The organism is Pseudoglutamicibacter cumminsii (genome assembly GCF_016907775.1).
Lineage (GTDB): Bacteria > Actinomycetota > Actinomycetes > Actinomycetales > Micrococcaceae > Pseudoglutamicibacter > Pseudoglutamicibacter cumminsii.
Map to the genome: position 1 here is coordinate 1,360,830 of NZ_JAFBCO010000001.1, position 12,242 is coordinate 1,373,071.

Consider the following 12,242-nt stretch of genomic DNA (forward strand, 5'->3'; position numbering starts at 1 on the left):
CGCACACGAAGAATGTGCGGGGCCTCAACTGTTTAATATGCGCGGCTAAATGCGTGTGGTGCTGTGCCAACAAACTCGAGGCCTGGATTAGCTCAGCTCTCAGTCGATGCGCCGGTCGCTGCGGGGCGAACGGTTAGCCGAAGAGGAAATAGAGCTGGCAATTAATCCGAACAGGACACCAGCGATCGGCCACACCATCCAAGCAACCGACCAGGCGTCGAAGGCTAGTCCCCACACGAGGAAAACCAACGTTGCCAGGCACCAGTATGGGCCAGCGATGCGGTCAATCTTGCGGCGCGCCTCCAACTGCTCAGGCGTGTAATCATTGGTCGATGTGAGCTGGCTATAAGCGCTGCGTTCCATGCCGCCGATGGTCAGCAGAGCCACGCCGATGCCCGTGAGAGGGAAGAGAATCATCAGCCCGATTTGGATGAGGCGTTCGGGTGTATCAGAAGAGTCGGCTTCGGTGCCGCATATAGCGATCGCCGCGGTCGCAAGGATAATGAGCGCGACCCCGACCGCCATTAAGACGTTGCTCCGCCTTACCCGTAGATTCTTCTCCTTTTTGTAGGCGAGCAGAACGTCAGGTTGGAGGTCGACCGAATCGAACTCTTTGACATTGACGTCGGTGCCAGAGGAACCCGAGACGAAGAACAGTGACACACCGACCGCAACGAAAAGGAATAGCCCAGCCAGGCCGGTCGTGAGCGGGGAGAGGGGTCCGGTGTTTGTGAACAATGCGCCCTTCGGAGCATCTTCCGCCATAGAAAGAGTCGCGATGATACCGAAACCGATCAAGCATAAGAACACGCCCGCGGCGACGAAGCGTGCGGTACGGCGACGCTGGGCAAGGAATGCCTCGGCTTCCGCCTTCGACAGGTGCACCCCGGAATCGCGGTAGGTGTCGACTTCGGTGCGGATACCCAGGTCGTCTGCGAGTTCGTCCAGATTGCCGAACTGGGTGATGACCTGGCCTACGGCCTCATTATCGCTCGCTCCAGAATTGCGAAGCTCCGTGTAGCGGTCTTCGCACATCTGCAAGAGTTCGGTGCGAGCCCGCCTGACCTCGCGTGAATCGGGTAACGGCTTAAACAAGTTTTCGATGTAGGTCTGGATTGCGTTCACGATAGCTCCTCATTCCTGATGAAAAGACTGACCAACTCAACGGTGGCAAGCCACTCTTGACAACGCGCTATATAAAAACTGCGTCCCGAGTCTGTGATGCGGTAATAGGTGCGTGGACGGCCGGTCTCAGAAGCCCCTTTGAAAGATTCAAGAGAACCGGCTTCTTCAAGCCGGCGCATGGCCGAATAGAGGGTGGTTTCCTTGATGCTGTAGCGGCCTTCGGCCCGGTTTTCGATGTGTTTGGATATCGCGTATCCATATGAAGGTTCATCCCAGACGCATTCGAGAACAAGAATGTCGATCACGCCGCGGATGACATCTCCGCTGATCATGTCACCTCCGTTCATCGCTGCTAGCAGTTCATGCTTTGATCCTACACGTGTCGTACTATGTCTGCCATAGTATGAGTGAAAAATTTAGAGGCGGACCCGGAATGGTGACTCCGGGTCCGCCCCTGGCCAACGTTGCTTCCGCGGCGTTGCTCTCTTGTCGATGCTGTTTCTATCGATGCATCTTCAGGCGAGCGAGCTCGCTTGCGATGTTCTTTCGAGCTTTCGCTTCCCAGTTCTGAACCCCGAAGTCAGTGATGTAGAGCTGCGGGGTCGCGAGCATGCCCTCCAATATGCGGGTTCGTCCCGCAATGAAGTCTGCCTCGGGTACGTGAGCATATTCGTGGCGCACATCGAGCGTATAACGCTGATAGCCGGCTTCGGGACGCGCCAAAACCGACAAGTCAGCGTCCAACAACATACTGACCCCGACGTCGATATCGGATGCACCCTGAGTTGCATCAGCAGCGACTGCCGCGTGGTCAGCGGTGGCAAGGATGGCCTGGTGCACCCGTTGCACTACATCGTCATCTACGATCCCCGTGAGCTGGTGGGCCGCCAACTCGGCAGACGCGTGTTCGTCTTCGCCGGGTGTGCCCTCATAGATTGCGTCATGCCACCACGCCGCCAGCTGGGCGACGCGCATAGCGGTTCGTCCGTCATGCGAGCCACCCAAGCCTGCGGCTGTGGAGATCGTATCGATGCCAGTGAGCACCTGATTCAGGTGCCGGAGGTCGTGGTAGTGGCGGTGCGGTTCCTTCCACCGTTCAATCAGCTCGCGGCCCACGCCGCTGTGGCCCGGAAGTACGTCTTCAAAAGCTGTCTGCAGCCGAACTTCGATACGTTCGATGCGGTCACGCGCTGGAACACGTAAACCCGAGTCTCGCAGCCGTCTGGTGAGTTCACTTGCCGAAACTGGGATTGCACCCAACTCGACGAGCGAATCATAGACGCGGAGTGGGGCATCGTAATGGTCGTGGTCGAAAGCTTGCGGCGGGAGCCCCGCGCGCTGCGCAAACGCGTGCAGCTCCTCCAACGACGTATCTGACACCACATGTGAAAAATGGGTTCCGTGGGCCGGCCACACGGGAGGATCAATCAGAATCGTCATAAACCCAGCCTAGACGGCGCCGCTTGTGCTAACGCGGCAGAACGAGGCTGGTTGTCTCAAGGAGATCAGTAAGGTTACTGGGCGAACAAGCTCATATTCGCCTGCTCAACCTGGTCATACTGTTCAGATGCACGTGTCAGTGCGACAGAGATCTGAGACAACGACTCCTCGACCTGGGCCTGAGTAGCACGCCACTGAGCCACGATGTTTTGGAAATTAGCCGAAGCCGAGCCGCTCCAGGTGCCCTGAAGCTCAGAGAGCGAGGCACGCATGCTATCCACTTCGGCACGCACACGCTCAGCGGTAGCCAGAACCGCTGCCGACTTCTGGCGCATAAGCCCGGTATCAGTTGCAAACATAGCCATGGTGAAAACCTCCATACGTTGGATTGGTATTGATTCAGGTCCGTTTTGGCCCTGGTCACCACGCTATGAAAACGCCGGTCGATGCAGACTGGTTCGTCAGAAGATGTGGACAAGTCTTACTGCACGTGACCATGTGAATAACGCATCAGCCGAGCGCGCCCTCCCAACCGTTATTTCTCTGGTGGAGGAGGGGGGTACGACGCCAAATGGGACGGCCCATCAGAATCCGGAACCACGTCATCGTCCGAAACCGCGTCAGCATCCGATACCTCGTTGATATCCGGAATCTCATCCTCATGCGATTCCTCCGCGTAACTGTCCTCCATTTCAGAGAACTCAATTCGCGGCAACCGAAGCTCCAAGGTCGCGCCACCGCCAGGGGTATCCGAGATCACGACACTTCCATCGTGCTGCTTAGCGATCGCTGCAACGATCGCCAGACCCAAACCGGTCCCGCCAGTCTCGCGGTCACGCGACTCATCTCCACGGTAAAAACGCTCGAAAATACGCTTGGCGTCCTCCGGCTTAATACCCGGACCATGATCCACGATCGCCAAGACCACCGTGTCACGCCCCTCAATCACAGGCCGCGAACCTACCGCAACCTCAATCGGGGACCCCTCCGGCGTATAGCGCATCGCGTTCGTCATCAGATTCACCAAAACCTGACGTAATTTCGCCTCGTCACCGCGGGTGGGTGCAGAAACAGGCGGAGTCCCATCCAAGCCCACCAAACTGATCTTCCGATCAGGTGCGCTAACGCGCGCATCAGCCACCGCATCGTGCGCAAGAATCAACAGATCAACTTCTTGCGACTCCAACGGGCGCTCCTCATCAAGGCGAGCCAACGTCAATAAGTCCTCAACTAGCTGAGTCATCCGCTTAGCCTCAGACTCAATACGGCCCATCGCCTGATCCAAAGGCTCACCATCAGGAATACCGCCGTGTCGATACAGCTCCGAATAGCCGCGGATCGTTACCAACGGAGTGCGCAACTCGTGCGAGGCATCCTGAATGAAACGCCGCATCTTCTCCTCGGAGACCTGCTGTGCCTTAAACGCAGACTCAATCCGGGACAACATGACGTTCAACGACTCCGAAAGGCTACCGACCTCAGTCTCCATCGGATACTTCGGAACACGCGACGACAAATCGCCGCCAGCGATCTTCGCGGCCGTCCGCTCAACATCGGACAACGGCTTGAACGCCCTAGTCGTGATGACATAACCCACCAGCGACATGACCATCGTCGCGAGTGTACCCGCAACCAAAATCGACGCGGTTGCCTGCTCAACCGTGCGTACCGTGTCCCGCAAAGGCCACGCAATCACCATGGTCCCGGGACCATCCGTACGCATGACAGCCTTAACGCGCCAACCCCGCGACGCCGGGTCCGTGCCCGCAACCGTGAACGGACGCCGGCCGTGCTCATTGACAAGCTCAGGCGTGATCGGAGGCAGGGCCGGCTGGTCCACAGTGCCGACGCCTTTTGTCAGCACAACCTCGCCGTCCGCGTCAGACAGCTGACCGAAAAACGTCAATGCATTAGGCGACGTCCCAGTGACCCTGTCCGAACCGACGCGCAACGCAACCTCAAGGCCCGTCTGAAGCTCACCCAAGCTGGACGCCAAGTCACGGTCCACACGCTCCATCAACGCGGCCTGCGTTGTCTGAGCGGTACCCCACGCCGTCGCCGCGATGCCAGCCATCATCAGGCCAGCCATCATCGCGACGAGCTTAGACCGCAGCGAAATGCGGCGGAGGGTACGGCGAAACCAGTCGAACAAAGAAAAGTAACCTATCGCTTATCAGGGGTGCGCAACAGATAACCGACGCCACGCTTGGTGTGAATCAGCGGCTCCCAATCGTGCGGGGCGTCCACCTTGCGGCGGAGATAAGAAATATAGGATTCGACGATGGATGCGTCACCGTTGAAGTCATACTCCCATACGTGATCCAGGATCTGCGCCTTCGAAAGCACGCGGTTCGGGTTCATCATGAGGTAGCGCAAAAGCTTGAACTCGGTAGGGGAGAGGTCGATGGCTTCGCCGCGCCGACGTACCTCGTGCGCGTCGTCATCAAGCTCAAGGTCGGCCACGCGGAGGATCTCGTTCTCCATTTCAGGTTGGGTGCGGCGTAGCACGGCGCGGATACGGGCGACAACCTCGTCGAGCGAGAATGGTTTGGTTACGTAATCGTCGCCGCCGACGGTCAGGCCAGTGACCTTATCGCTCGTGTCGTCACGCGCGGTCAAGAAGACGACAGGGAAGTGGCGACCGGTTTCACGCAAACGGCGCGTGACCTCGAACCCGTCAAGGTCAGGGAGCATGACGTCCATGACGGCCAAGTCTGGTTCTTCGCGCTCAACCGCTGCCAGTGCTTCCTGGCCGGTTCCGGCCGCAACCACGTCGAAACCAGCGAAGCGCAACGACGTCGCTAGCAGCTCACGAATGTTCGGCTCATCATCAACGACGAGCAGTTTAGCTTCAGAAGAATTCGGTTTCATAAGCACATTATGTCGATGAAAGCTGGGCGTTGGCTGGATGGTTGCGGGACGCTTGCCTGATGCTAGCTGGATGCCTGTGGTTCACTGTTAGGAGGTTGCCTGCGGTGCAGTGCCGGCCGGAAGCCAGGGGCGCAGTGTTAGCCAGGCAACCGCATCGTTATTCTGCTGAATCTGTGCGGGCAGCACGACGATTAGCTCGCGAGCGTTCAACGCCACCCCACACGAGCAAAACAATGACCCCAGCGAACGCGGTCGGCAACCCCCACAGGCCAACCGCCGTGAAGTAGCGGCCAAAGCCAAGATGCAAGAAATAGTCGACTAAAATGCCGAGCAGAGCGAACAAACTCACCACGCCCGCAAGTGCGGTGATGAACAAGATCGCGGTCCACACGGGGCGGCTCGCGGTCTTCACATCGGCGGCTTGCTCAGGGGAGGACAAAGGAGCCTGCGCTTCCTCGGTAAAAACTTCCTCAGTGGAAACGTCAGTGTCGGTGGAAACCTCGCCCGGGCCCTCGGCGGGGCGGTCGGCGCTGAAATTGTGGCCTGAATTATGCTGCGTCATCAGTGCAATGCTAGCGCTAAACGATGTCGTAGGCTTAAAAGTCAAGAACGCTGTGAACACGCGGCCACCCGAGAGTCCCGTGTGGCGCTAAGGAGGAAACGTGGCCCGTAAACCGAAACTCGATTCGGTGCTGGCAGAGGCTAAAGCGCAGGCACGCGACGCGCTACTTGAGACTGAGCCCGAAAACGTTGTGGGTGAACACATCGAGGTTGTCGCGGAAGATTCCCGCGTGGTGACCCACTATTTCGAATGCACGCAAGACGGGTATGTCGGCTGGCGCTGGTATGTGACGTTGGCGCGCCCGCCGCGTGGGAAAACCGCTACCGTGAGCGAGTCTGGCTTGGTTCCCGGCGATGGTGCGCTTTTGGCTCCGGAGTGGGTTCCGTGGGAAGAACGCATGCGCGTCTATAAAGAGGAGCAGGCCGCTAAGAAGGCAGCGGAAGAAGCTGAGCGGGAAGCGCAACAAGCCGACGATGCGGATGAGGACGCCGGCGAGGATGTTGAAGACGCAAGTGATGCTAATGATGAAGCGGCGGATGCTGAAGCAGGCGCAGACGCCGACGAAGTTGCTACTGATGATGCCGCTGGTGGGCGCGGCAACCGCGCGGCCCGTCGCGAACCGCTGCAGCGTCGCCGCCGCCAACGCCGCCGTCGCGGCCAGCGGAACAGTAAGAAGAACTAGGTGCTGGGTCTAAGCATCAGGCCTGAGCGTTAAACGGTGTTGGGGCGAGGACCATCCTCGCCCCAACACCGTTAAGGTTCTAAGAATGATCGCTGACGCCGGGTCAGCTGCTCCCGTTAGCGGTTCTCCAAGAGGTAGTCGATGGCTCGGGTGAGCTTGCGGACGTCATCCGGGTCAACGTTGACGAAAGTTGCGATACGCAGCTGGTTGCGTCCGAGCTTGCGGTACGGTTCGGTGTCAACGATGCCGTTGGCGCGCAAAGCCTTGGCGAGCCACGCGGCGTCGACCGAATCGTCGAAGTCGATCGTGCAGATGACCTGCGAGCGGTCCTGTGCTCGCTCAACGAACGCGTTCGCGAGGCTGTGGGAGTCAGCCCAGTCGTAGATGACCTGGCTTGATTCGGCGGTGCGGGCCGTGGCCCAGTCCAGGCCGCCGTTCTCGTTCATCCACTTAAGCTGCGCATCGAACGACAGCAAGGTTGGGAGCGAAGGCGTGTTGTAGGTCTGGTTCTTCGCCGAATTATCCACGGCGGTCTTGAGGTTAAGGAACGCTGGGACCCAGCGGCCGGACTCAGCGATCCGCTCAACGCGGGCCAGAGCGCGAGGCGACATGATCGCAACCCACAGGCCGCCATCGGAACCGAAGTTCTTCTGCAACGAGAAGTAGTAGACGTCAGTTTCCTTGATGTCGACGGGCAGGCCTCCCGCCGCGGACGTGCCGTCGACCAGCACCAGCGCGTCCTCGGAAATGCCGGCCGGGCGCTGGACAGCCGCCGCGGCACCAGTTGAGGTTTCGTTGTGAGGCCACGCGTACACATCGGCGTCCGATGCAGTGGGTTCCGGGACCGTGCCAGGCTCCGATTCGATGACCTCGGAGTCTTCAAGGAACGGTGCCGCCTGGGTCGCGGAAGCGAACTTGCCGCCGAACTCACCAAACACCAGGTGCTGGGCTTTGCGCTCAACCAAGCCGAACACGGCAGCATCCCAAAAGGCGGTAGCGCCACCGAGCCCCAAAACAACCTGATAGCCCTCAGGGATGGAGAAGAGCTCAGCCACGCCATCCTGCACCGACTTCACAAGATTCTTCACCGGAGCCTGCCGGTGCGAGGTCCCGAGCAGGTCCTTGTTGCCAACAATGGCCTGGACCTGAGCGTCGCGCACCTTGGAGGGGCCAGCGCCGAAACGGCCATCAACAGGAATCATGTCTGCAGGGATGCGGGGAAACTCGCTCACTCATACTCCTAGATCGAGAACGTCGGTTTCGATGGGCGGCTGAAACCGTGTGCCTTCAGTTTCTCGCATCCGGGCCTAAATCCCCGGGTTCTGGTCAGCTTTATGACTCAGATTGATGACCCGGCGCTCGATGCGGTGCCCGGCCGGGTTGCTGCGTGTACAACAGCTAATAGACCCCATAGCCCAGCGGCGATGACAGCTAGAACTGCAGTGACCCAATGAGGGATAGGGGTTGCGGCTGTCAGTACGAACCCAACGGACACAAGGGAAAACACGGATGCGGCGATGCCGATGGCAAAACCTCGTGCGGGGGAGTGACGTGCAACCTCTGATACCGCAAAGATGCCGGTAAATACGGCGCCGGCGGCAGCCGCAATGGCGACTAACGTCAAACCGTTCGCTCCAGTGAAAATGGAACCGAAGGCGCAGCAAGCAACGATAAAAATCTTCAGCCCGGTTGAATATTCCATTCTTCCTCTATGCCACGGGGCGTATTGAAATCATTTAACAACAAGGTAGGGGATATGCGGCCCCTTGGGAAGTCGCGTCAGGCTAGGGTTTAATGAGTGAGAGCCTCGCAGAGCCCGAGTGTGGGTTGGAGCCGCACATCATTGCCTGCAGGCTAACGCTGAAGGAGCAGTTGTAGGACATGTCTGAACTCATCGATACGACAGAGATGTATCTGCGCACGGTTTTGGAACTTCAAGAAGAAGGAATTCCACCTATGCGTGCACGCATCGCCGAACGCCTTGGTCATTCCGGCCCAACCGTCTCTCAGACTGTTGCCCGCATGGAACGCGACGGCCTCCTGCTCTTGGACGAACATCGTCACCTGACCTTCACCACACTTGGTCGCGAGCGCGCGATCTCCGTGATGCGTAAACACCGCCTCGCCGAACGCCTGCTTGCCGATGTGATCGGCCTCGACTGGGAGTTCGTGCACGAAGAAGCGTGTCGTTGGGAACACGTCATGAGCGACCGCGTCGAGAAGCGCATCGCCGAAATCCTTGACGACCCGTCCGTGTCCCCGTACGGAATTCGCATCCCAGAAGCTACGGATCAAGGTGAGCCTCATATCTCAGGCGTGAACCTCGAGAAGGTCGTCACTGAAGCTGGCTCATATGAAGGTACGGTTTTGGCGCTCGCCGAGACCCTTCAGGTTGATCCGATCCTGCTTGGCCAGCTGCGCGATGGCGGAATCAAGCCTCAGGCCAGCATCACCGCGGAGGCGAAAGATGACTACATCGTGGTGCGCGTCGACGGTGTCGAAGGCGCGCTCGAACTCCCGCCCGAGGTTTCGGCCCACATTTTCGTAGCCCAGTAACGCGTAGCGCAGCCGCTAAACAGGACGTCTCGTGGTGTCGAAATAGCGCTATGCGGCGCCTGGATGGCGTTATAAAGGTAACGATGAGTCACCCCAGTTGTTATCAAATTGTGACTTTGGCTGAAAATCGTTACGATTAACGGCGGAGGAAAGCCGTGCAGGCACCTCGCCAGCTGACTAGCTAATCACTAGTTCACTAGCTAAGCAGAGCCATCTCAGGGGAAGGGGAAGGCTGCGCATGCATCAGCAGCAGTCGATGAAGCCACGTGGTCGCCGAGCGAACCGCGTCGCTACGCCCACCGCTATGTCGTCCGTACCAACCGCGGATTCACCGCGTCGTTTCGCGGGCACATCTCGTTATGGTGTCGCGGCAGATCTCGAAGCGTTGCTTGCGCTCGCGCCCCAAGCCGATGCGGTTGAAGCTGGCGCTCCTGCGCCCGTCCGTGCTGCAGTAGTTGCGGCCCCAGTGGAAGAGGCTCCAGCTCGCGCCGCATCGAACGTCATCGCCTTTGAAACGCGTAGCGCTCGCCGTTCCAAGAACGCGCACGCCGCCCGCAAGCTAGGCGGCTACGCGACTGCGATCGGTAATATCCCTCAGCGTGCCGCGGTAGCAGCGGCTTCGGCTGGCTTGGTTGCCCTGTTGCTTGCACCTGGTCAGAGCCCTAAATCTGAGGACGATGTGGTCAGCGTAGAGCGTGCCTCTCAGTCGCTTCCTGTGGTTAACGACGTCGTTGCGCCGGCTGTTCCGCAGACGGTTGCCCACGTGCAGGCGCAGGCTGTCGCCCCAGAAACGCTGGCTGAAATCCTTGAATCGGCAGGTGGGCCGCTGAACCTGACGCCGGAGCAGAAGCTAGGTCTGCTTGCTCATCCGGTCAACCCGGTCCGGGTTACGTCCCCATTTGGTAACCGCCCAGACCCATGGGGCGGCAATAAGATGGTAGGACACGTGGGGCAGGACTACGCGACGACGTGCGGGCAACCTGTGTACGCGACCGCACCGGGAACTGTTGTTCAGTCTGAATCTGCAGGTCACTCTGGCCTGCGCGTGACGATCGATCACGGCTTCGGCTTGGAGACGGCATACAGCCACAACACGGCGCTTAAGGTGAACGTCGGTGACGAAGTCGATACCGGTGACCTGATTGCTTTGTCCGGTACTACGGGCAATTCCACGGGATGCCACGTTCACTACGAAGTCATTATTGACGGTGAATTTGTTGACCCGGCTGACTGGGTTGGGCGGCAGTAAAGAGTGCTGTCCGACACACCGGTCACCGTTCCGTGATCAAAATGTGACAATTCGATAACGTTGCAGTATTGTTATCAAAGTCGGAAAGAGACATCGATCCGACAAGGACTCGGAGCCGAACACTGCCCCGAGCTTAAACAAACCGAACACGCAAAGGCAGTGGCGGGGGAACCAAACTTTCGGAGCTAAGGAGCTCCTAGGGGTAAAGCGGGAAACCGCCGAGAGACTCCCTCTCGAACCCGACAGCTCACCCCGCAGGCACAGGGAGAGGTAATTAGAAGTGACCAAGCGTATTGAAAAGGGACGCCACCGCGCGGCCACATCCGCTAGCTCATTCGAGATCCTTAGCCGCGCAGTTGCATCCAACGCTGGCGCAATGGGTCGTCAGGCAGCGGTTGTTGCGGCAGCGAGCGGTCTCGTCGTAACCCTTGGTGTTTCCGGCGCTAACGCCACCAAGCAGGATCAGGCGGCAACTCCTGAAGAGAACAAGACGCTCAACGTTGAGCGCACTGCTTCCGTCAAGCCAGCCGATATCAAGGCAGAGGCAAAGGTAGCTCCAATCGCATCTGTGAAGGTCAAGGCGACCCCAGCTCCGGTTGTTGAAGAAGTAGAGGAAGCAGACGAGGCGGCTGCATCGTCCGCAAACGGCGCCCAGTCGGAAAACACCGACAACGGCCTCACTGAGGCTGACTACGCTGCTCAGACCAGCGCAGACGGCACCACCGCGGCTGCAACAGCTCCAGCGACGTCCTCGCCAGCACCTAAGAAGAAGGCTGAAAAGGACACCCCAGCACCGAAGGCAGCTTCCGGCATCGCCGGCACCGCACTTTCCTACAAGGGTGCTCCATACGTATGGGGCGGCACGACCCCATCCGGTTGGGACTGCTCCGGCTTTGTGCGCTACGTATACGCACAGAACGGCATCAACCTCAAGGGCCGCTCGACCCACGCGATGCTCGCATCGGGTCAGCTCAAGCGTGTGTCCAACCCACAGCCAGGCGACCTCGTGTTCCAGAACGGCAACAACCACGTCGGCATCTACATTGGTGGCGGCAAGATCATCGGCGCTCAGAACCCTAAGGTCGGCACTGTGATTCGCCCAGCGAACTCGCCATATGGTCCGCTGACCGGCTACTACCGCGTCGGCTAAGAAGCCAAGCTTATGCAGCTAACGAGCAGCAGGCTCGTACATCAGCTCCAATAGCAAACAGTGATGGGGCGGAACCTCAAGAGGTTCCGCCCCATCACTGTTTAACCTCCTCGGTGATGGAGGGTGGGCCAAAAGCCGACGCCTAGACCAGCTCACTCGCCGCCGCGACCGATGACCCGCGGCAAAACATGCTCACGCAACAACGGAGCGACATGCGGGTCCTCGATGGCCTCCACAGGATCCCGCCACGCGATCTCAGCCAGCTCTGCATCCGCACGGACAGGCCCATCGTGCGCCTCATCGTAATCAACATCGAAAAGATGCGCGATTAACGGAGTGTCGGCCTCGTTAGCGGCCCAGCCTGACCAGATTCCCCTGGGTATGTACCTAGACTGGGGAAGAAACAAACCGATCTCTTCACCGAGTTCTCGGGAGGCAGCCTCAATCGGTTGCTCACCAGGTTCTGGTTTGCCACCCGGTTGCATCCATTTAGATGTACCGCGCTTGCGAACCAAAAGAATCCGGCCGGAACCGTCAAGAACTCGAACGGCTGAAACGGTGATCGGATTGTTGTTAGCGAAATCTATACGTGCTGATGTCATAACCA

General features: G+C 59.0%; 14 protein-coding genes and 1 riboswitch. Of the genes, 4 read left to right on the forward strand and 10 right to left on the reverse strand.

Annotated elements, in window-relative coordinates; translation table 11 throughout:
• Nucleotides 1-99: 99 nt before the first annotated feature.
• From JOD50_RS06215 to JOD50_RS06245, 7 genes are all read right to left on the reverse strand, one after another.
• Entirely contained in the window at nt 100-1,125 is a 1,026-nt protein-coding gene (locus tag JOD50_RS06215) for a permease prefix domain 1-containing protein (protein ID WP_204880827.1), read from the reverse strand.
• On the reverse strand, nt 1,122-1,457 hold the full coding sequence (locus tag JOD50_RS06220) for a PadR family transcriptional regulator (RefSeq protein WP_204880828.1): 336 nt from the start codon (nt 1,455-1,457) through the stop codon (nt 1,122-1,124). Before JOD50_RS06220 ends, JOD50_RS06215 begins: the two co-directional genes overlap by 4 nt.
• A gap of 169 nt (nt 1,458-1,626) precedes the next feature.
• A complete protein-coding gene (locus tag JOD50_RS06225; RefSeq protein WP_204880829.1) occupies nt 1,627-2,565 on the reverse strand; it encodes a DUF4031 domain-containing protein in 939 nt (312 codons plus the stop codon).
• A 74-nt stretch (nt 2,566-2,639) separates the two neighbouring features.
• Complete coding sequence (locus JOD50_RS06230; protein ID WP_204880830.1) at nt 2,640-2,930, reverse strand: WXG100 family type VII secretion target; 291 nt, start codon at nt 2,928-2,930, stop codon at nt 2,640-2,642.
• A 170-nt stretch (nt 2,931-3,100) separates the two neighbouring features.
• Nucleotides 3,101-4,717, reverse strand: a complete 1,617-nt coding sequence (locus tag JOD50_RS06235; protein ID WP_338052041.1) for a sensor histidine kinase — start codon at nt 4,715-4,717, stop codon at nt 3,101-3,103.
• Nucleotides 4,718-4,728: 11 nt separating this feature from the next.
• The gene (locus JOD50_RS06240) at nt 4,729-5,436 is read right to left on the reverse strand and encodes a response regulator transcription factor (protein ID WP_101630994.1); all 708 of its coding nucleotides are present in this window, start codon (nt 5,434-5,436) and stop codon (nt 4,729-4,731) included.
• Nucleotides 5,437-5,593: 157 nt separating this feature from the next.
• On the reverse strand, nt 5,594-5,998 hold the full coding sequence (locus JOD50_RS06245) for a hypothetical protein (RefSeq protein ID WP_109303585.1): 405 nt from the start codon (nt 5,996-5,998) through the stop codon (nt 5,594-5,596).
• A gap of 100 nt (nt 5,999-6,098) precedes the next feature.
• On the opposite strand from JOD50_RS06245, the gene JOD50_RS06250 reads away from it, so the two are divergent.
• A complete protein-coding gene (locus JOD50_RS06250) occupies nt 6,099-6,680 on the forward strand; it encodes a DUF3027 domain-containing protein (protein WP_204880831.1) in 582 nt (193 codons plus the stop codon).
• Between the two features lie 116 nt (nt 6,681-6,796).
• Here JOD50_RS06250 and serC read toward each other — a convergent pair whose 3' ends face one another.
• On the reverse strand, nt 6,797-7,882 hold the full coding sequence (gene serC, locus JOD50_RS06255; protein WP_239541755.1) for a phosphoserine transaminase: 1,086 nt from the start codon (nt 7,880-7,882) through the stop codon (nt 6,797-6,799).
• A 137-nt stretch (nt 7,883-8,019) separates the two neighbouring features.
• Entirely contained in the window at nt 8,020-8,382 is a 363-nt protein-coding gene (locus JOD50_RS06260; RefSeq protein WP_204880833.1) for a hypothetical protein, read from the reverse strand.
• 179 nt (nt 8,383-8,561) lie between these two features.
• Between JOD50_RS06260 and JOD50_RS06265 the strand changes: the two genes are divergently transcribed.
• From JOD50_RS06265 to JOD50_RS06275, 3 genes are all read left to right on the forward strand, one after another.
• Nucleotides 8,562-9,236: a metal-dependent transcriptional regulator gene (locus JOD50_RS06265; RefSeq protein WP_204880834.1), complete on the forward strand. Its 675-nt coding sequence runs from the start codon at nt 8,562-8,564 to the stop codon at nt 9,234-9,236.
• A gap of 238 nt (nt 9,237-9,474) precedes the next feature.
• A complete protein-coding gene (locus tag JOD50_RS06270; RefSeq protein WP_204880835.1) occupies nt 9,475-10,485 on the forward strand; it encodes a M23 family metallopeptidase in 1,011 nt (336 codons plus the stop codon).
• A gap of 130 nt (nt 10,486-10,615) precedes the next feature.
• Nucleotides 10,616-10,760: riboswitch (cyclic di-AMP (ydaO/yuaA leader) on the forward strand.
• A gap of 5 nt (nt 10,761-10,765) precedes the next feature.
• A complete protein-coding gene (locus JOD50_RS06275) occupies nt 10,766-11,635 on the forward strand; it encodes a C40 family peptidase (RefSeq protein WP_338052042.1) in 870 nt (289 codons plus the stop codon).
• A 152-nt stretch (nt 11,636-11,787) separates the two neighbouring features.
• Here the strand turns inward: JOD50_RS06275 and JOD50_RS06280 are convergent, their stop codons facing one another.
• The gene (locus tag JOD50_RS06280) at nt 11,788-12,237 is read right to left on the reverse strand and encodes an NUDIX hydrolase (RefSeq protein ID WP_204880836.1); all 450 of its coding nucleotides are present in this window, start codon (nt 12,235-12,237) and stop codon (nt 11,788-11,790) included.
• Between the last annotated feature and the right edge of the window lie 5 nt (nt 12,238-12,242).